Here is a 19,653-nt window from a genome sequence, read left to right on the forward strand (position 1 = left end):
AGAAAACCCATTCTGTTGCTTCATTTTTCATTTTTCATTGGGTTATCCTTTTACTGAGCCGATAAGCACACCTTTTACAAAATACTTTTGCAGGAATGGGTACACACACAGGATCGGAAGCGCGCTTACCATAACTGTCGCCATTTTGATGGACATCAGTGTAACGTTAGAGAGCATGGTGCCCCGGGCAAGCGCTTCCTGATTATTGTTGGACCCGAGGACAGTCGAGATATCCTGGGCAGACAGCAATTGTTGCAAAAACGTTTGAACCGGAATCAGATTCTGATCTGAAACATAAAATGCGCCAGAAAACCAGTCATTCCAGTGCGCCACTGCAGTAAAAAGGCCAATGGCTGCAAGCATGGGTTTCGAAAGCGGCATAATAATAACGAAGAGAATGCGGACAGGATTGGCACCATCCATCTCAGCCGATTCGATCAGTGCTTCCGGAATCCCCTGGATGAATTTCATCATCACAAACATATTCCACGCCGAGAACGCGGACGGAATGATATACACCCAGAATGAGTTTAATAATGACAAGTGATTAAGCTGGATATACAAAGGGATTAATCCCCCACTAAACAGCATCGTAATCAGCACGTATCCCAGGAGGGATTTCCTGAAAGGAAGCTGCCGGTAGGACAAGCCATAAGCCGCAAGAAGTGTGATGAGTAAGCCGACAAAAGTGCCTACGATTGTACGGGATATCGTAATTAAGTAGGCATGTTGAATAACCGAATTCCCAAGCACAACCTCGTAATTGTACAAAGTAAACTCTCTAGGCCACAGATAGACACCACCCTTTGCCGCATCGCTGCCAACGTTCAAGGAAACGGCGAGCATATACGTGAATGGATAGATTACCGAGATACAGAGAAGGGCCAATAGAAACACAATAATTGTCTGGCCCACCCGTTCCCTCATAGAAGTTCTCATATTACCAAAGCCCCTCTCCGTTGAACTTTCGCGCCATCTGATTGGTGCACAGTACCAACACCAGACTGATGACCGAAGAAAGGAGACCCACTGCAGTGGCCATTCCAAAATAACCTTGCTGCAAGCCGTTGCGTAAAATATATGTGTCTAGCACATCCGCGACTGGCTGATTGGCCGGATTCATCAGAGGATAGATTTGATCCATGCCTACTGCAATCAGTCCAGGCATACTGAGAATCAACACGATGGAGATGGTCGGCATGATACCCGGCAGGATTATGTTGCGAATTTGTGCGAGCCGTCCTGCTCCTTCCACCCTAGCGGCTTCATAGAGCTGCGGGTCAATCGTTGTAATTGCCGCCAGATACAAGATCGTATTCCAGCCAATCTCCTTCCATAAACCGCTCACTACGATCATGGGCCGGAACCACTCCGTGGATCCCAAGAAAAAGATTGAATCTCCCCCGAGCTTCTCTATCAACTGATTGACCAATCCGCCGTCCAACGTCAGCAGGGATTGCAGAATGTAAGCCACCACGATCCACGAAAAGAAATGCGGAAGATAACTAACGGATTGGACAAACCGCTTGTATTTGTTGTTTTTCACCTCATTGATGAGCAATGCCAAAATAATAGGAGCTGGAAATCCAAACACAAACTTGAGAATCGCGATGTAAATTGTATTCTTCACCACAATCCAGAACTGTTCATCTTGCAAGAATGAGAAGTTTTCCATACCAACCCATTCACTACTCCACATCGTGCTGCCGATGTGAAAATCCTTGAATGCCACCTGGATGCCCACCATCGGAATGTAGCTGAAGAGAAGCAGCAGGATCGCACCAGGGAGGATCATTACATATTGCCAACGGTATTTTGCCAGTCGTTCAATCATTTAACCACCTCTGCCATCAGTATAGAGATCAATTAAAAGCGGTAACATACAACAACGATCGGATTTCTAGCGATTGGATTGGCAATATCAGAAAAAGCGAAGGAACAACTTACAAATCAAATACGCTGCGTACGATTAGCTGTGATTGCAGTTCTTCAAGGGATGCCGGTTTGTTGAGATCATCTTTCCTCAGAGAAATGGTCTTTCTTTCACCTGCTGACAAGTCAAAATAATTGTTACTGAAAATAACGTCTAATACACCTAAATCCAGCTCCACAAACCGTGCAAAGGCTTTAGAATCAACCGTAATAACAAAACGATCCTTTTCTTCCGTCATCGTGGTCTCAATTGCGGGATCAATAAAATCAAAATGCTTTGGCTTCACAAATAACACTGTACCTTCGCTGACAACTTCACCACCCACCTCAAAGGAAAACTGTAAATACGTATTCCGTTTCTTGGCAGTTGTATTGAGCATCTCAGTGAAATCAAGCTGTTCGAATAATGAGGTTGATAACGCTTTCAAATCAATCACTTTTGAAGAAGCTACGATTTCATTGGATTGCGAATCCATGAGCCTCCATTTCAATTCTCCTTTTACAGCACTCCTACTCTCATTCGATACGTGAAGTTCTACCTTTGAACCATCTTCCCGAGCCGATACAAGAACAGGCGCGAAAAAGCGTTTGGCTGCATAATGCAGTGCTTTCCAGCGACCAAAGTAATCGATACTGGACCAGGAAGCAACAGGCCAGCAATCATTCAACTGCCAGTACAGTGCTCCCATACAGCGTCCACGATGTCTGCGCCAGTGCTCTACCCCACATGAGATACCTTCAGCCTGAATGAGCTGTGAAGCGTATAACAGGGAATTGAAATCTTTTGGCAAGCGATACGTCTCCCCGATGTAATACAGAATTTTCTCATTGCCCGTACCATTCTTCTGATGAGATTCCATGACCGGTGAGAAGATATTGCGATCTTCCGGCAACGTAAACGTCTCTATGGTCTTGTGATTCGGAAAGGATTGCAATCCGAATTCGGACATGTAGCGCGGGAACAATGTGCGGAATTCGGTAAAAGGCTTCTTGCCATGCCACACATCCCAGTAATGCATGTCTCCGTAATTTTCATCGTTTGGATTGTCAAAGCTGCCTTTGGATGAAGGTGAAGCTAACCAGTAGAACGTGTTCGGATCATATTCCTTCGCAATAGCCGGAAGTAATACTTCATATTGCTTAATATAGTCTGCTTGTAACTGTAAGGATGTTTTCTTCGCCCAGTCCCATTCAACCCAAGCCATCTCCTGCTCATTGTTTCCACACCAGATTCCCAATGAGGCATGATGACGCAAGCGTTTCATGTTATCGATGGTCTCTTTTGTAATCAATTGCTTGAATTCCTCAGTGAGTTCATATACACCGCAGGCATACATCAAGTCCTGCCATACAATCAAGCCGTATTCGTCGCACAAATCATAGAAGTAATTCTCCGGATAATGTCCCCCACCCCAGACACGAATTGTATTGAAATGGGCTTGCGCACAGCTCTTGATCAATCGTTCTGTCCGATCTGGGCTACAGCGCGGCAAGATGTTATCTTCCGGAATATAGTCAGCACCCATCGAGAAAAAAGATACACCGTTCACTTCGAATTCGAAGGACTCCCCCCACTGATCCTGCTCTTGCTTCACAGTTAATGTTCTCAGTCCAATGCGCTTAACATCACGATCCAACTCCACGCCTTGTTCCATAAGCGCAATGCTTAGCTGATACAATGGCTGTTTGCCCAGACCATTCGGCCACCATAACTCGGGATGGTCCACTTCAATCCAGATATGATGATTCGCATCATTCACGACAGACGTGCATCCTTTCAATGTCTCCCCGGAAGGAGTATCTAATGTGACCGTGATCTCCCGCTCTTCTTGGACCCAACCAGATGCCCTTACGCGAACATCTAAGGTTACCTTTCCTTCGCTATGCATCTGTGTAATGTAGACATCTTCCAAACGGGCATGATCATAGCCTTGAATGGAGATATTTCGCCAGATTCCCAAATCAGGTAATTGTGGACCCCAATCCCAACCGAACATGGAGTGTGCTTTACGCAAATGGGAGATTCCTTCCACTGCATCACTGCAGTTAATCAACGGGCGCTCGGCTTGTTTACGCAGTACATACTCCACAGGGGAACGAAGAATAATGTGTATGGTATTTTCACCTTGTTTGATAAAGGAGGTAATATCGATTTCATAAGTACTGTGCATGTTACTTACATTCGCGATATTCATTTCATTTAGAAACAATTCGCCAATCGTATCCAACCCTTCACATAACAGGATGATCCGGTCATGCTTAAGATCCGCTGCGCTCACTTCAAAAGAGTGTTTGTATTCATAATCATAATTGCACAGTTCAAGTGCCGCCTGCTCTTGCTCGCGGTAGTAAGGGTCTTCCATTTGTCCAGCTTGAAGCAAATCATTAAAGACCGAACCTGGAACCGTCGCCGGAAGCCATTCGGCATGATCCACTCTCTTCATTTGCCACCTGCCATTGAGATCGATAAGCAACATTTGTGATACCTCCTGATGTCTTTGTAATCTATTTCATTCTATCAAGAGGTCTCCATACTTTCTTATGTTGTGTTCACGGAATTCGTGTGCTATTTTGACATTAACAATAATTGGAGAGGTTCGAGCCATGATCAAATACACAGCGTCTACTCACATCCATCCCGACCTGCTCGTAGATCCGTTCTGGGTCGATTCCTTATCGAAAGTGTCACCCGAGCATACCCATGACTTTTACGAGTTCTTCATTCTAAGTGAAGGGCAGTGCCAACATATCGTCAATGGAACAACCCAGCATTTAAGGCCGGGCTGCCTTGTCTTTATTCGACCGCATGATATTCACCGTTATGAACCGGAAGGCACTCAGGACTGCCGTTTTCTGAATAGCCCGTGTCGATCCGCAGTAATAGAAGAAGCTTTGGCCTACTTGAATGAACAGAAGTATGCGCAAGGACTCTTGCAGGCTCCCGTTCCCCAGATCGCCATGTTATCTCAGTTAGAAATGACAGAGATGGTTCGAAGCTTTGAACGGATTATGATGCTCTCCACAGTGGATAAGAAGAAGGCTCGCGTATACGCAAAAGGGCTGATTATTCAGATTTTTACGCAGCATTTCTTTGAGTTGGAAACCATTGAACAACCCATTCTCCCGCTGTGGCTTGAGCATGCGATCTCCAAAATGCAGCTGAAAGAAAACATGATTCGAGGTCTTCATGCCCTCTATGAATTGTCAGGTCGAAGCGTTGGTCATGTGAACCGAGCCTTTCGTCAATATCTGAATCAGACACCAACAGAGTATATTAATCAGCTTCGGCTGAATGTAGCCAAAAACTTGCTGCTCACGACTGAGCTGCGCGTGCTTGAGATTGCATTGGAAGCGGGATTTGAGAACGTCAGCCACTTCTACCATCAGTTCAAAAAATACTATAATCAAGCTCCGCTAGATTTCCGTAAAAACGCGACAATGAATAAGGAATCGCTGCTGCCGTAGGGAATTCAAAGCATAGCATTCATGTGATGATATACAAGCGTGCCATCTGATCCGTACCCAAAACTCAAAAAAGCTCCCCCTATATGCAGGGAGAGCAGGGTATACACAAAGCAACTTAAGCGGAGTATTTATATTGGCGATTGGCGACACGAACCCCTTTGTGCATTTCCTCAATTTCTCTTACTTCGAGGTTTGGTGCAACTTAGGAGGATATAGTTGCCGTCTTTTCCTTCAGACACGTTGTGCCGCAGGGAAGCCGAACGAGATTACAGCTCCGCCTTCCTTACGGTTGGTGGCCTGAATCAGCCCGCCGCAGCGTTCCACAATGGCCCGGGCAATCGCCAGGCCCAGTCCGGACTCACCGTCTTTTCCTTTTACAAAACGGTGGAATAAGGTGGGCAGCAGCTCCTGCGGAAAGCCGGGACCGTCATCCGTGACGGATAGCGTGATCTTCCCTTTTTCCAAGTTCGCAGTGATGTGAATTTCTTCTTTGGCGTACCTTGCAGCATTCGTCACGACGTTGAGCAGTGCCTGCAGCAGTTTATCCTGATCAGCCATGATGAACAGCTCCTTATTCTCCGGGCAGGCGATATGGAGTGTAAGTCCTTTCTTTACAAGCAGCGGATTGACACGTTCAGACGTTTCCGTCAACAATTCGTTCAGACTGACCTTAGAAGGTTTGAAGATATCCTCTTCACTATCCAGCTTCGCAAGCAGCGTCATTTCGGTAACAATCTTTCCTAATCTGCCGCTCTCCCCAAGAATCACGTCCAGCCCTTTACGAACGTTCTCACCTTCAAAGATTCCATCCCGAATGCCCTCCGCATAACCTGCAATGGACATCAGAGGCGTCTTCAGCTCATGGGATGCATTCTGGAAAAACTGCTTCTGCACCTCATTGAACCTGTTCAGTTCACCCGCCATCTCATATACCGCCTGTGCGACAGCTCCAATCTCACCGCCGGCCTTGACCCGCTGTACATCCGTGAAATGACGTTGTTTGACCTTCTTAAGTTCCTGCTTCAGATTCATCAAGGGCTGAATTAGCCTTTTCGTAATAAACAGACTAAGCAGGAACATCATGGCCCCAACGATACAGATCACCAGGATGAGACGACCCAGAAGCGCCTGTTCGATTGCTTTGATCTTGCTCATGGGAGTCAGCAGAGTCAGAGTTCCTTGGGGGATGGGGCTGACGTCCATCACATAGCGCCCATCCGTTCCCTTCCACAGGTCCTTGATGCTGGACGAAGTGACCGCTGTGTATTTCGACAAGTTTGCTGGTACGGCTTCAGTCAATGTGTTACTGCTCGCCATTCCGGTTGTACCACTCACAGACAATGTCCCTGACAGCACATTTCCGTTAAAATCAGTGACAAAGGCTTCAACATCCGCAGGAATGAGTGTTGAAGGAGCACTCGTAACTTCTCCTGTTACCAACTGGACAGACTGCATACCCGTCATATTCGAATTAGGCATCGTGACAGCAGATCCAGTGGTAAGTACAGGACTCATTTTGATATCCCCCGTCGTTATTGAAGCGGACATTGCTGTACTTAACGTCTTGAGATCATTCTTCTCTGTTCCAATGAAATGATCCAGAAGCACATAATGAAGTAAAACGGCCGTGACGGAGAGGATCAGAATCAGTGACAATCCGAACGCAAGGTTAATCTGATGGACTAGTTTCATATTAAACTTCACTCCGATCTGTACGCATGCGATACCCGTGTCCCCATACCGATTCGACGGGAAGTTCCTCCATCTTTTTGCGAATCCGCTTAATCAAATGATCCACGGCACGGTCACTGCCAAAATAATCTTCTCCCCAGACAAAACTGAGCAGCTCGTCCCTCGTAAACGCTCGATTCGGATGTTCAGCCAGTACCTTGAGCATGGTGAACTCTTTGCTGGTCAGGTCCACTTCTTCCCCTCGCCATATGGCCCGCCTCTCTTCCAACATTAATTGAAGCTCTCCGGTATCGATTCGTGGCGTCACAGCTTCGCTTACAACAGCTCTTTCTTCCGCACCGGTAAGTCTAATCCAACGTTCCAGCTGCCGCTTGATGCGGGCTACCAGCTCACGGGGGCTGAACGGCTTCACTAGATAATCGTCACTGCCGAGCTCAAGGCCAAGTATTTTGTCCACTTCATTATCCTTCGCCGAGATCATAATAATGGGAACCTCTCCTTCACTACGGATGCGTTTGCACAATTCATAGCCATCCATTCCGGGCAGCATAATATCCATCACCCACATACTCGGTGGACTTATTCTATATAAAGACCAGGCATCCTCGGCATTAGCGAGGCCTATCGTTCGATAGTTCTGCTTGTGCAAATAAGCTTGAATCAGCGTACGTATATTCTCGTCATCGTCTACAACCGCGATGAGGTAATCGTTATTCATGAACGGGGCCTCCTGTACTTTTCTCTATAGTGAGTATACCAAAGGTATTTATATGGGAAGAGCTTTGCCATTGTTTTTCCACAATTACACCAATATTGTGCCACACTCCTTCGGTAAATTGATAACTGTAAGACAAACCAAATCATAAGGAGTGTTACGAAATGAACTACAGTTTCAAATTCAGAAATGTTGCCCTGTCCGCCCTGCTGCTCACTGCGATCTCCGCACCGATTGTCGCGAATGCCGACAGTGCCGCTAACGCAAATGCTGTTACAAACGGAACAGCTACCTTGAAAGAAGCAAAATCCGCCATTGCGGCCTTTACATTGGCTAATCCAGTGGAGCTCGCCAAAAAGTACGCGCCAGAAACAGTAAGCGAATGGAAAAAAACGTTGGCCCGTTACAATAAACTGCTTTCACAAAACTCTACATCCCAAGTAATGGCCACTTTGGTTGCTGTTGATGTAGACTCTAACGAATGGAAGAAAGTATCCGAAAACGCCAAACCAGGTGAGATCAAAGAAATGCAGGCCTTGAAGGTTGAGGAAGGCAAGCTACCCTCAGTTGAGAGTGTAAAAGCCGAAAAAATACCTAATTCCGAAAATTTGAACACCTTGTCTTTTTCCATTACCACAAACAGTTCGGATCTGAAAGGATTCGTTGAGAACGCAGAACCTGGAGTGGCAATTGCCCTCAGCCCTCTGAATCTTGACGAAAAAACAACCGGAACAACAAGTGCGGTTATAGCGGATGCTCAAAGTCTTCAATTTAGCGGTACTACAGCTGCCAGTGCATTCTTCTCAGCCCAAGCGAATTTGAATAAGGCCGTAACAGCTAAGGATGAAGCTGCAATCAAGACTTCCCTAGCCGACCTTCTGAAGCAATACAAAGCGCAAATTGCTGAGCTGGAGGCAGCTCAAGAGTAGGTTTAATACATTTCAGCTTTAACAACATCATTAAGCAAAAACACGTAATCTTACGCGAACTAAAAGACCGAAACGCCAACAACCAGCAGGCCTCCATGTGGAAGCCTGCTGGTTGTTGTTTTATCGACCATAAGTTTATATCTGCTATGTGTTATCTTTATTTTTCATTAACCCGGGTAACCACAAATGGTTCGTTCAACGCATGCAGAGCTGCGGCCATATCTTCAACCGGAAGTCTGCCACCCGCCGAAATATGATATTGAAACTCATAGAAGCCGCCCAAGGTCGCTTTGAAATTCGTTTCCCAATAATTCGTCATCAGCCAGGCATAGACTTCTGGTTGGGCGTCAGGTGCTTGCTGGGTGTGGACCTTTCTTGTTCCGTAATCCAGCGTCCCCCATTGCATAAGCGGCGTATCCGGGACGGCAAGCAGCAGGCTGCGGTCATGATCCTGCCAGGCAATGCCCGACTGTACAGCGGAATAATCCAGGCAAGTTCCCGGAATCTGATCCTTCCAAGGGCGAACGAGGCCTCCTGGCTTGTCGGCAAACAGGGTAACTGGCCCGGTGCCTCCCGCGGTGAACGGCAGGGCCAGATAAACGTTCTCCGGATTCCAGATGCTCTCTTTATGGAACCGCGCCGAAATATCCATCCGGTTTTGACGGGTATAGATCTGCAAATGCAGTGAAAAATAGGCGATGCCCTTGAGCTGATAACCAAGCTCAACGGTAGCATACAACGGTCCATTATCCACCGTGCGCACAGAGATGAGCTGACCAACCGAACGCTCCACGTTAAGGCCTTTACGGTTGCGTCCCATTTTGGAACGGACGCTCCATACCTGAGAAGCATTCGCAGGATTCGCTGGATTGGTCACCTCATAGATGGGTGTAAACGCCCCATACAGATCATCCGCTTTCAGCAGTTCGCGTCCTGTCTCCTTATCGATCCACGACACGATGCCGCGCTCTTTCGACCAAGTCAAGCGTACATAAGGTGACTCCAGCCCCGTTTGGCAAACGGAGACCGGCGCTTGCTGTCCGCCTGTCGTTAAGGAATACATATCCTCCATATCGTACACCTGGTCAGCGCCGATCAGCTTCGAATTGGAGGTTGACGTTAAGGAAAGAAGAGTATTCTGGGCTGCCAGGAGTGGGCGCAGGATCAGTATGCAGCTCTCCATGCCTTGGAGCTTAAGCTCTGCAATAATCGTCTGCGGGTGACTTGACTGCTGGATCAGCACCTGTCCTGTGTCCTCCCGGATTACTTCTACTCCGTTCAATAGCTCATCCGGTTCCCATCCTTCAAGCTTCAACTGAACCAACTCCGTTACCTCCCGCTCCGACACGTTCGTAACCTTGAAGCGATAAGGACGCCCCGGGTACAAGGTGGCGGCATTATCGGCAAGCAGCACCTGATCCAGCGCGCGGTAAGCAAGCCTGCTTGCCTCTGCAGCGTGAGCTGTCTTGCGAACCTCAAGCATCTGTACATTTTTGTGCCACGGTTCATACACAGAGGAGTGATACCCCCAAGTGTGTTCGGCATAAAGAGTAAGCGCCTGCTCTACAGCCTCGATTTCCTGGAGACTAACACTTTTCTGTTCAGGGTCGAGCTTTTCCACCTTGCGAAGTGTCCGCTGTGCATCACGGTAAATCTGGGTGTGCATCGGTGTGGAGCTTACACCGTCCGACCACCAGTCCGGCCAATCCCCTTTATGCACAGGCAGATCATCCGTCCCTTCCTCCTTCAAGCGGGCAAAAAAGCCGCTCAACGTACTCATCTCCACGGAAATTTCCTCACCGTTTTGACGGTTCCACGCCTCAATCCATTCCATGATTGCGCTATTGGGCGATCCGTTGTCTGTGGGCAATCCGGACAGCATCATTGGCACGAAATCATACGGATACTGCTCGGCCTCAAGCTGGGCCAAGTATCGGTGGATACGAATATTGGCAATTTGATCATGAATGTTCCCCGGTTCCACAAGTCTGTGGCCGAATTCATCACGAATCATGTATTTGCCAAGCGCACCAGGGCAGAAGCCAAGCTCGTTGCCAAGCATGTAGTGGTCTCCATTCCAGACCAGCAGGCGTTCCCCACTTGGAGCTTCCCACCAGAAAGGGGACTGCTTGCGGCCCAACGCATACATGCCGTGATGAGTATGTATACAGCTGAATAAATGTCCGATTCCGTTATTCAGCAGGCTATCGGCATATCCCCAGCTGTAGCCGTTGATATCCGCTGTCATCGCACTGTCTATTGGGTGACCGATAGATTCGGCATATGTCTGAGCCTTGCTGTGTATTTTGTTCAGCAGCTGTAGGTCGGGCAGCTCGGTCATATTCAAATATGTGCCGGAGAGCTCGATATCGCCACGCCGCACGGCATCGGCAAATGCAACTTTTTCCTCGTCTTGAGCCTGCTTCAGGAATTGCTCCACAGCCCAGAAGGTCTCACAGGTCCAACGGAACCCTTTCCACTCGGGGCTTACACCGTTATGAGCATCATTAACAATACGCAGCGCCTGACGGATAAAATCGATATGATATTGTTCAATCTTCTCCTGCCGGTCGGTATAACCAATGTCAGTATGGGAATGGTGAATGACGTATATTTTCCATTTCCGATCAAGCGTCGGGATGGCGGCCTGTTTAATTTGTTGTTCGAGTGTCATCGTTATTTTCTCCTTTGTTGGTGGATTAGGTACCTTTTACGAGCTGGAAAATCCCGTGGAACACATGCTCCTGCAAATGTTTCTCATTATGCTGAGCGATCCTCTCGGGCAAGAGCGCTTCCGAAAGCGCGCCGCCAAATAAATCAAGGGTTTCGGCAATTTGTCCCCCCAGGATCAGACGAGCGGGGCGAAACTCTGCCACGTACGGACGCAGCATTTCCCCAAGCCGCTGGCCGTAAAGCTGCCATACACGGATGGCGGAGGAAATCCCCTGTCTAGCCGCTATCGCCAGTTGGTACACATCCTCTCCCTGCCTTCGAGCAGCATGGCTATCTGCCAAGGCCAAAATGCCTCGGCTTCCGAACAGATCATCCACGGTTCCTCCGTTATATTGCTCGGCATACAACATGCCTGAGTCGGGAATTCCCCATTTTCCGCTGACAATAGACCGATTCTCAACAAAAGCGGAGCCGAGGCCCGTTCCCAATGTAAGGCAAAGCAATCTTTCCTGAGGATAAAGCCTGCTGACCCCCAGAGCGAACAAGGCAGCATCATTGCCAAAACGAATATCTGCGGCAGCAAGCCGGGTCATCCATGTAGGAGCAGTGGGCTCCGCTGCAAGCGCCGTTAATTCACACCGCAGCAGTGTTTTTAGATTGAATTCATAAAGCTGCCCGTATTTATTCAATCCCTGGATACGGGAAACACCTGTGTCGTATTCAAAAGGGCCGGGGAAAGCAAAACCGATGTGAAAATTGGCAAAAGTGGCCCGGGTCCCTTTATCGGTACTTAGCCTCTCCATGTAGGCGACGTATGCAGCAGCAAGCTCCTGGATCACGCCAGCCAGATTGGAGGCAATTTCATACGCGCTACTGTCGGAGTGCGATGACCTTTTGACATAAAGTTGTGGTAGAAGATTCCCGTCACTCAGTACAACGGCACCCTTCAAAAAGGTCCCCCCGGCATCAATAGCAATCGTGACGTCAGGTTTCATAGATGCTCACCAGATTTCCAGTGATGCGGAAGCAGAGGCATGCTCCAGTCTGGCGATACCTGTGCCCGGATCAGAGTGCACGATCGTTCACCCAGAGACTCCAGGCGGAAACCTCCGACGGAAGCAGGAACGATATACGCCTCGGCATACCCCCACTCCACAGCCGCTGCCTCATCATCCAGCGGGGTCAGACGCACACGATCGCCTTCTACGAGGTTGAACATAACAAACTCTCCAGCCGTATCGTCGATCCACTCTCCGTCCAGCTTTAATCTTTTGATCTGAAAAAGCAGATCCTCCCGTTCGCCCAGCAGCTCTTCCCTGCTGTCTCCCTGTACACGGCTTTCTTTTGGAACCGCTATCAAATGCTTCTGAACGTAATCCGTGTCAAACAGTTCCTGCATGTTGGCTCTGGCATGATCACCGTTGATCGGACGCGGCCGCCCGTCTCTATCCAGCCGCAAATGGTCGTATATTTTGAAGGTAAACCACCAGGTTGTCGAAGAGATCTCCAGCACCAGATTGTTTTTGCCCGAAAAATGTACGGCTCCTGGCGGGATCAGAAACAGATCACCCTTATTCGCATTCCAAATGTTCACAAATTCTGGGATCTTCAGCGGTTTTCCCGTAGTATGGGCGAATTCAACCGCCTGAAGCATCTCCTCTCCGGTTGTTCCCTCCGTGAAGCCTAATCCCACAAAAGGTTTAGCGCCTTCCTTCTGCTCCATAATGTAATAGGATTCCTGCTGCGTCATCGTCTCGTTAAAGGTCTGCTCGATGTAAGCCTGCTGGGGGTGGACCTGCAAAGACAGATGATCCCCGTCGATCGTATCGAGATAATCAAACCGGATTGGAAAATAGTCGCCAAACAGCTGCACATTGCGCTCGCCCATAATTGCTTCTGGATGAGCGGACAGCAGCAGCGGGAAAGGAAGCTCCACTATAAAATCCCGATAACCGATTAATAGCGTGTTCTCCGGTGCGATAGGTTCAAACCCCCATGCGCAGTTATTCCAATCCTTAGGCAGGTCGCATAGTTCTTTTAAATACTGTCCGCCCCAAATCCCCGGTGCAAAAAAGGGCTTTACTCGAAAAGGCTGCCGGGCTGCTGAAGCCAATAGTAGGCGCAGCATGCGGACGGTGACCAAAACGGGTCGTTCCCGGTTGTTCGCATCCACGTAGTAGTCAAAGTCATACAAGTGACGTTTGCGATATTCCTCCCAGACGGGCCACTCCAGAAACAAGGCCTGTTTATAGGTTTCGACCGTATCCCGGCAAGGGCCTAACCCCAAAGAACCCATCCCCTGCTGATGCAGTTTCTGCTGTGCCTCTCTGGATAAGTCGCAAAACAGAGAAACGTTCGCTAAACCTGATGCTGTAGAAAGGAAGCCAGAGCCTGGCCCATAGGTCACAACGATGGGAGCTAACTGCTCTACGTTTGGCGACTGGGCCTCTGCATGTTCAGCGGAATGATAAAATCGAAGTTGATCGTCTACATCACTGAGCCAGACCGACTGTGCATGTGGCCGGAAATAATCCTTAACGCTGACGTCCGAGGCCACAACGCCAAAAGCACGGTTATCCGTCAGATAAGGGTGAAACTGCTGAAGCAAATCTGCAGAAGACTTTAAATAATCAGCGCTGTCTATTTCAATTAAAACCCTGCTCTCTAGCTGGCAGCGCGACCGAAGTAATTCCAGACATTCGCTGAATGCGGCGCCATGCGTACCGTCAATGACCATATAAAAAGGAAGCATATCATTCTGTACACATTCGGGCCAAATTTGATCAAGCCATTCTTCATATCCATTCCAGATCCCCGATTCGATCTCTTGGTCGGGCTGAATCCGGATGAAATTAACGGGGTTGTTTTGAAAGGCCAAAGGGGTTATTCGGGGCATATTTAAAACCTCCAACTCTATATCGATTTATGTTCATCATTGTATAGGGAGTTGGAGGTGCTGTCTTTAAACGATCAAGCTGTGTTTTTGTACGATCAGGACATTCGGGGTGGGTAGTGCATTTTTCCAGAGCGGCCTTCGGCAAACTGATTGCGTCGGAATTTGGCCGGGGAAACACCAAGCTCACGGGTGAATATCCGGGTAAAATAATGTACGGATTGGAACCCGCACTGGAGTGCGATGTCTTTAATTGGTGTCTGTTCATTTAACAGGAGCCCAGTGGCTTGCTGAACACGTCGTTCCTGAATGTAGTGGACAAAGGACTGCCCCAAATTTTCCTGGAACAACCGGGTCAGATGGCGGGACGAAATGTGGAGGTGCCTTGACACCGTCATAAGTGTAAGCTCATTGATCAAATTATCATCAATGTACCGTTTGGCCTGGCGGAACAACGTATTTGGTTCCACGGGCTGCTCTACCGTGTCGGCCGAGTCTGTTCGAGTCGGAACGTGCAAATCTGCTATCGATAATAGCAGAGAAGCGGAAATTTGCTTTACAGCAAGAGGAAGAGTTGCCCCAGGCTGGTCGAAAGAAGTAATGAGCGCTTGCCATAAATGGCCAGTCGGCGTAAGGTTCGCTTGCTGGGCTACGCTTTGCCCAAGCTCAGCAAGACGACGGAAGGATTCAGTATAATAAACATCTGTATTGGCCTCATCCAGTTCGAAAGCCACATAAGAAAGTGTCAGTCCGGTCTGACTGCGAATTTGATGCCATACGCCTGGAAGAGATAGAAATGCTGTTCCTTTATTTAAAGCATAATGCTGGTTTTGTTCTATGTAGCTTCCTTCACCGTCTACCACATAACAAGCCTCAAAAAAGGAATGTCGATGGAAGGCATTATCAAAATGGTCGGGCATGAATCCCCAATACAAAATGGACAATGAAAGCCCTGTTTGCTCTACCTTAGTAATATAACGATTGCATATGTGATTGGCCCGGCGAAAGCTGGCTTCGATGGTCATGGCAGTCCGCTCCCTTCAAGCTTTCATTATACGTTTGCATAGCAAAATGGCAAACCGGAAATCGGCCTGCCTTTTTGAGTATTAATGATGTTCAGCCATTTTCAGGAAATACTCTGAAGCCAAACGGACAGCCAGAACACTCGCACTATTGAGGGAATTAAATTTAAATACACAAGTTACAAATCTGAATGCACAATTATCTAAACTATGGTTGGACGGCTAAAGGTTAGGTCCGTGCCTCACGACAAATCAAAAAAAAGCCGCATCAATGCGACTTTTTATCGTTCAACACGCTAACTCATGTCATCTGTACTTTTTGCCGCCCTGTTGTCTCTACACTCGAAGCTACTTCTAAATTAGTCTTATAATCAAAGTAACTCCAGAGCTTTCAACAAGGCATACTCACTAGAGGTGGCACCTATTTGAGAAAAATGTGCATTCGGAAACATTGGAGCCAAATGATGATATCCAGGAAGTACTTGCAATTCGATCAATACACCGTCAAAAGCTAGTTGTTTGGCAAATAATAAGGTTTCGTCTATGAACAGATCAACGCTGCCTATGCTCATATAAGTGGGTGGTAAACCGGCAAGAGATTTGGCACGCGCTGGCACGTAATACTCATTTGTTTCCTTTTGTCCGGGTTCGTGACCTAAGACTGATTTCCAGCCGAAATAATTGCTTTTTTTGGTCCAAACAAACTCGCCGGCATAAGGATGGTCTGGCAAAATACTTGTACGGTCATCAAGCATTGGGCTGCGCAATCTTAGATGATGGATGTCGAATTCCTTCTGGTCGCGAATGTACAGGGCTAACCCCGCCGCTAAACCACCACCAGCACTGCTGCCAGCAAGTGCAACTTTCTTAGTATCTATCCCTAATTCCTCGGCATGTTCAATACACCATTTCAAGCCTGAATAACAATCCTGTAATTGACTTGGCTGGATATGTTCTGGCGCTAGCCGATAGTAAACCGATACACAGCAAAAACCATGTTGCACAGCCAGTGCCGCATTGCTTTGGCGTTCACCGACTGGACTGCCCATAACCATTCCCCCACCGTGAATCGAATAATATAACGGCATCTTACTGTACTTTGGTTGGCGGGGTTTAATAATTTCTATACGAATATCAGGACCACCAAAATAACTTGGTACTGCCCATTCTTCGAATGTGACCGGAAACAACTGTGTTACATCGATTTGCGGCATCATTTTTGTTTGACTTTTCCGTGCTTCCATTAGTGTGGCAGCGGAAAGATCGGTGGTTGGAATTAATTCAATCGCATCTATTATCTCCTGATCGATCAGATGTCTGCTTCTGCTTTTTGGTTCATTCATATTCACCGTTTCCTCGCTCTCTTAATCGACTCCTCTTCTGCCTAATCCTATTGTAAAGAACGCAATAAGCTATTTAAATGAAAACAATAAGTTAGAATCGTTTTTGACCTAAAAAAGCACTGATGAGTTTCTTCATCAGTGCCGTGTACTACTTATTTTTGGAATAAACAATTTTCTTAATGGTTTCGATAGAGAGAAAGTAGTCCTTAGCAAGCTGTTCAATGCTGCTATTTTTCTTAAAAGCTTGTCTAATATTGGCATTTCGGTGATCTAACCACTGCCTTCCGCCACTCAAGCTTCCCCAATGGTTATATTCCTTTTCCTGTTTCGGAATGTAAATCACTTCTCCCTGGACATACTCTTGAATCATTATTATTAACTTTTCGGGCAATATTTTTTTAGCGTTTGTATATTTCACTCTGCTTCACTCCTTATTTTTGAAAATAAGGTGCAAAGCCACAATATTAGATAAGCTTATTTAGCGTTAGAAAAGATTTAACCCCATGCAAAGTAACGCTTCTCCAATACTGGCTTTGCACAAGTGAAGCGAGTCACAGACAATCTTAACAGATTCTCCATCAGTAAAGCACCTCCCTTTTACGTTGCCAGTATAGCATAAATATAATTACTTCGAACCATCTCATGATCAAAAGTTAGTCGCTCCTATGGATATATTGAATTAACTTAACTTTACCCGTATCGATATCGAATGTAATGAACTCCTTCGCATTTGGAGGATTGTGTGGACCATAGTAAGTGCTGACTTCAACAACCACTCGAAAGGCATAACCTCCAGGCGATTTCCTTTGTAGTTCCAGAACCTTCATATCATACAAACCATAACTTGGCTGCGGCTTCTGAATTTCTTGATAATACTTAGTAATCGCCAGCTGTATGGACGGATTAAGTAACGTTAAAGATAAAGGTTTAAATTGCTCCTCATTCACTGTGTCAGGTTCTGCATAGGCTAGACCGCTTAGATTTAGCATTAGAATACAAAAAACAATACAACGAACAAAGATGTTGGATACTTTCCTCATATGTTCTGCTCCTTAGCGAGATTTGACCCTTCTCCTATCAAGTTTCCCAATAGTTGATTTTTTTAACATAAGTCAACGACAAGTCGCTTGGGAGTTGATTTTATAAACCGTATAATCATAAGCAGAGGTGACGTTGATGAACGAAATTAATCTTGCATCGATTCTTGTAGCAAAACGCAGAGAAAAAGGATTAACACAGGATGCAGTTGCTGCATTTATCGGTGTTTCCAAAGCGTCCGTTTCCAAGTGGGAAACGGGACAAAGCTATCCTGACATCACTTTTCTGCCACGGCTTGCGACCTATTTTAACATTAGCATTGATGAATTGATGGGTTATTCGCCGCAAATGGAGCAGTCGGACATCGCAAAGCTGTACACCCGACTGGCCAATAATTTTGCAGCCTTCCCTTTTGAAGAAGTAATCACTGAATGTAGGGCGGTCATCAAAAAATATTACGCCTGCTTTCCGCTTTTATTGCAAATGGTTAAGCTGTACACCAATCACTTCATGCTGGCGACAACACAAGAGCAAAAAGAGACTCTTCTTAACGAAACCGTGACCCTGTGTGAACGGATTCAGGGCGAAAGTGGCGATATGCAGCTTTCCAACGAGGCGGTTTTGTACCAGTCGATTTGTTGTCTGGCACTAAGGGACCCGCAGCGGGCGTTAGATTTGCTTGGGGAGACTGTTCGGCCTATGATGCCAAAGGGCCAGTTAATTTCACAGGCATATCAGCTTATGGGCAACATCGACAAAGCCAAAGAAACCTTGCAGGCTGAACTGTATCAGCACAGTATGGCAGTCTTTCAAGGGCTGCTGAACGTCCTTCAATTAAATATTAATAATGTCGAAAAAGCCGAAGCAGCTTTTATGAGAGCGTCCGATTTTGCATGAATCTTTAATATGGAGCGGCTAAATCCGAACAATGTCGTCTTGCTTTACGCACTAGGGGCTCATCTATATTGCGTGAACAAATTCCTTGAGAAATCAATTGAATTTCTTGAAAAATATGTGGATACCTGCGTGGAAGGATTCTTCCCTTTTGAGCTTCGTGGTGATCCCTTTTTTGACCTGATTGATCCGTGGCTGAAAGATTTCGACGTCTCCGCCCCACGCAGCGAGCAAGTTATCAAGAATAGCATGATGAGGGATGTTCTGCTGAATCCAGCGTTCGATTCGTTACATGAATTACCCGAATATCAACGACTAGTTCAAAAAATGAATAGGTTTATAGAATAAACATGCTGATCGGAGGTTTTGGGAATACGATACCGGATTATCCGTTAAAGAAGAAACGATTGAAGATGCTATCCTCGCAGCAGATTTATTACGCAATGACCCACGTATTGATACCAACCAAATATTCATTATAGGTCATAGTTTAGGCGGGATGTTAGCTCCACGAATTGATGCAGAAGGTGGACATTTTGCTGGCATCATTATTATGGGTGGGTCTCCACGGAAGTTAGAAGAGATTCTGATGGATCAAAACAACGATGTTTTAGACTCATTGAATATGTTTTTGAAAATGATTGCGAAGAAACAAATAGGAGCGCTATCAGCTAAATTTGATAAAATTTATACATTAAGTGATGAAGAAGCGAAATCAACTGTGATTTTGGGGAAATATTCTAAAGCCTTCTACTTCAAAGAGATGGGAGAAAATCCCTCCATTAATTATCTTAACGTATCAGATAAACCCGTACTCATTTTGCAAGGAGATCAAGATTTCCATGTATCCGTAGACAAAGATTTTCAGGCTTACAAAGACTTATTGGGTGAAAAGCCAAATGTAACGTTTAAACTTTACCCCAACTTAAATCATTTATTCATGCCAGCTGTTTATGGAGAGATATTAAAAATGAAAAAAGAGTACAAAGTTGCACAACATGTAGATAAAAAAGTGATACATGACATTGCCGAATGGATTCTTTCCGTTTAGGAAAAC

Annotated in this window: 16 protein-coding genes and 1 pseudogene; 5 read left to right on the plus strand and 12 right to left on the minus strand. The window is 46.6% G+C overall.

Going from position 1 to position 19,653, the window contains the following annotated elements:
* Positions 1 to 42 precede the first annotated feature (42 nt).
* The 3 genes from MKY42_RS18810 to MKY42_RS18820 all read right to left on the minus strand — a co-directional run bounded on the left by MKY42_RS18810 (position 43) and on the right by MKY42_RS18820 (position 4,409).
* Positions 43 to 939, minus strand: a complete 897-nt coding sequence (locus MKY42_RS18810) for a carbohydrate ABC transporter permease (RefSeq protein WP_090899530.1) — start codon at positions 937 to 939, stop codon at positions 43 to 45.
* 1 nt (position 940) lies between these two features.
* Positions 941 to 1,834 carry an ABC transporter permease subunit gene (locus MKY42_RS18815; protein ID WP_339843920.1) on the minus strand — a complete coding sequence of 298 codons (894 nt, stop codon included), beginning with the start codon at positions 1,832 to 1,834 and terminating at the stop codon, positions 941 to 943.
* 109 nt (positions 1,835 to 1,943) lie between these two features.
* A complete protein-coding gene (locus tag MKY42_RS18820) occupies positions 1,944 to 4,409 on the minus strand; it encodes a glycoside hydrolase family 2 protein (RefSeq protein ID WP_090899536.1) in 2,466 nt (821 codons plus the stop codon).
* 127 nt (positions 4,410 to 4,536) lie between these two features.
* Here MKY42_RS18820 and MKY42_RS18825 point away from each other — a divergent pair, with 127 nt between their 5' ends.
* Complete coding sequence (locus MKY42_RS18825) at positions 4,537 to 5,397, plus strand: helix-turn-helix domain-containing protein (protein WP_163760625.1); 861 nt, start codon at positions 4,537 to 4,539, stop codon at positions 5,395 to 5,397.
* Between the two features lie 231 nt (positions 5,398 to 5,628).
* Here the strand turns inward: MKY42_RS18825 and MKY42_RS18830 are convergent, their stop codons facing one another.
* A complete protein-coding gene (locus MKY42_RS18830) occupies positions 5,629 to 7,089 on the minus strand; it encodes a HAMP domain-containing sensor histidine kinase (protein WP_090899542.1) in 1,461 nt (486 codons plus the stop codon).
* A gap of 1 nt (position 7,090) precedes the next feature.
* Positions 7,091 to 7,807 carry a response regulator transcription factor gene (locus MKY42_RS18835; RefSeq protein ID WP_090899545.1) on the minus strand — a complete coding sequence of 239 codons (717 nt, stop codon included), beginning with the start codon at positions 7,805 to 7,807 and terminating at the stop codon, positions 7,091 to 7,093.
* A gap of 161 nt (positions 7,808 to 7,968) precedes the next feature.
* On the opposite strand from MKY42_RS18835, the gene MKY42_RS18840 reads away from it, so the two are divergent.
* Positions 7,969 to 8,733, plus strand: a complete 765-nt coding sequence (locus MKY42_RS18840; protein ID WP_090899548.1) for a hypothetical protein — start codon at positions 7,969 to 7,971, stop codon at positions 8,731 to 8,733.
* Between the two features lie 157 nt (positions 8,734 to 8,890).
* Here the strand turns inward: MKY42_RS18840 and MKY42_RS18845 are convergent, their stop codons facing one another.
* The 7 genes from MKY42_RS18845 to MKY42_RS18875 all read right to left on the minus strand — a co-directional run bounded on the left by MKY42_RS18845 (position 8,891) and on the right by MKY42_RS18875 (position 17,704).
* Positions 8,891 to 11,407: a glycoside hydrolase family 38 C-terminal domain-containing protein gene (locus MKY42_RS18845; RefSeq protein ID WP_090899551.1), complete on the minus strand. Its 2,517-nt coding sequence runs from the start codon at positions 11,405 to 11,407 to the stop codon at positions 8,891 to 8,893.
* 25 nt (positions 11,408 to 11,432) lie between these two features.
* Positions 11,433 to 12,401 (minus strand): ROK family protein, encoded by a 969-nt coding sequence (locus MKY42_RS18850; protein ID WP_339843926.1) that lies wholly within the window; start codon positions 12,399 to 12,401, stop codon positions 11,433 to 11,435.
* A complete protein-coding gene (locus tag MKY42_RS18855) occupies positions 12,398 to 14,302 on the minus strand; it encodes a class I mannose-6-phosphate isomerase (RefSeq protein WP_090899557.1) in 1,905 nt (634 codons plus the stop codon). Before MKY42_RS18855 ends, MKY42_RS18850 begins: the two co-directional genes overlap by 4 nt.
* Positions 14,303 to 14,397: 95 nt before the next feature.
* Positions 14,398 to 15,324: an AraC family transcriptional regulator gene (locus MKY42_RS18860; RefSeq protein WP_090899560.1), complete on the minus strand. Its 927-nt coding sequence runs from the start codon at positions 15,322 to 15,324 to the stop codon at positions 14,398 to 14,400.
* Positions 15,325 to 15,692: 368 nt separating this feature from the next.
* Positions 15,693 to 16,664, minus strand: a complete 972-nt coding sequence (locus MKY42_RS18865; RefSeq protein ID WP_090899563.1) for an alpha/beta hydrolase — start codon at positions 16,662 to 16,664, stop codon at positions 15,693 to 15,695.
* Between the two features lie 148 nt (positions 16,665 to 16,812).
* Positions 16,813 to 17,082 carry a CD3324 family protein gene (locus tag MKY42_RS18870; protein WP_090899566.1) on the minus strand — a complete coding sequence of 90 codons (270 nt, stop codon included), beginning with the start codon at positions 17,080 to 17,082 and terminating at the stop codon, positions 16,813 to 16,815.
* Positions 17,083 to 17,317: 235 nt separating this feature from the next.
* Positions 17,318 to 17,704 carry a DUF3888 domain-containing protein gene (locus MKY42_RS18875; protein WP_090899569.1) on the minus strand — a complete coding sequence of 129 codons (387 nt, stop codon included), beginning with the start codon at positions 17,702 to 17,704 and terminating at the stop codon, positions 17,318 to 17,320.
* Positions 17,705 to 17,840: 136 nt separating this feature from the next.
* On the opposite strand from MKY42_RS18875, the gene MKY42_RS18880 reads away from it, so the two are divergent.
* The 3 genes and pseudogenes from MKY42_RS18880 to MKY42_RS18890 form a co-directional block, all read left to right on the plus strand.
* On the plus strand, positions 17,841 to 18,599 hold the full coding sequence (locus MKY42_RS18880; protein WP_256222110.1) for a helix-turn-helix transcriptional regulator: 759 nt from the start codon (positions 17,841 to 17,843) through the stop codon (positions 18,597 to 18,599).
* A 72-nt stretch (positions 18,600 to 18,671) separates the two neighbouring features.
* On the plus strand, positions 18,672 to 18,944 hold the full coding sequence (locus MKY42_RS18885) for a hypothetical protein (RefSeq protein ID WP_256222111.1): 273 nt from the start codon (positions 18,672 to 18,674) through the stop codon (positions 18,942 to 18,944).
* A gap of 52 nt (positions 18,945 to 18,996) precedes the next feature.
* A pseudogene (locus MKY42_RS18890) lies at positions 18,997 to 19,647 on the plus strand (alpha/beta hydrolase); the annotation flags it as partial.
* Positions 19,648 to 19,653: the final 6 nt, after the last annotated feature.

It is taken from the genome of Paenibacillus sp. FSL W7-1088 (assembly GCF_037969855.1).
In the GTDB taxonomy this organism is placed as follows: Bacteria; Bacillota; Bacilli; order Paenibacillales; family Paenibacillaceae; genus Paenibacillus.

Coding starts and splice junctions, on each gene's coding strand:
- MKY42_RS18810 (WP_090899530.1), bottom strand. CDS start 939: ATGAGAACTTCTATGAGGGAACGGGTGGGCCAGACAATTATTGTGTTT.
- MKY42_RS18815 (WP_339843920.1), bottom strand. CDS start 1,834: ATGATTGAACGACTGGCAAAATACCGTTGGCAATATGTAATGATCCTC.
- MKY42_RS18820 (WP_090899536.1), bottom strand. CDS start 4,409: ATGTTGCTTATCGATCTCAATGGCAGGTGGCAAATGAAGAGAGTGGAT.
- MKY42_RS18825 (WP_163760625.1), top strand. CDS start 4,537: ATGATCAAATACACAGCGTCTACTCACATCCATCCCGACCTGCTCGTA.
- MKY42_RS18830 (WP_090899542.1), bottom strand. CDS start 7,089: ATGAAACTAGTCCATCAGATTAACCTTGCGTTCGGATTGTCACTGATT.
- MKY42_RS18835 (WP_090899545.1), bottom strand. CDS start 7,807: ATGAATAACGATTACCTCATCGCGGTTGTAGACGATGACGAGAATATA.
- MKY42_RS18840 (WP_090899548.1), top strand. CDS start 7,969: ATGAACTACAGTTTCAAATTCAGAAATGTTGCCCTGTCCGCCCTGCTG.
- MKY42_RS18845 (WP_090899551.1), bottom strand. CDS start 11,407: ATGACACTCGAACAACAAATTAAACAGGCCGCCATCCCGACGCTTGAT.
- MKY42_RS18850 (WP_339843926.1), bottom strand. CDS start 12,401: ATGAAACCTGACGTCACGATTGCTATTGATGCCGGGGGGACCTTTTTG.
- MKY42_RS18855 (WP_090899557.1), bottom strand. CDS start 14,302: ATGCCCCGAATAACCCCTTTGGCCTTTCAAAACAACCCCGTTAATTTC.
- MKY42_RS18860 (WP_090899560.1), bottom strand. CDS start 15,324: ATGACCATCGAAGCCAGCTTTCGCCGGGCCAATCACATATGCAATCGT.
- MKY42_RS18865 (WP_090899563.1), bottom strand. CDS start 16,664: ATGAATGAACCAAAAAGCAGAAGCAGACATCTGATCGATCAGGAGATA.
- MKY42_RS18875 (WP_090899569.1), bottom strand. CDS start 17,704: ATGAGGAAAGTATCCAACATCTTTGTTCGTTGTATTGTTTTTTGTATT.
- MKY42_RS18880 (WP_256222110.1), top strand. CDS start 17,841: ATGAACGAAATTAATCTTGCATCGATTCTTGTAGCAAAACGCAGAGAA.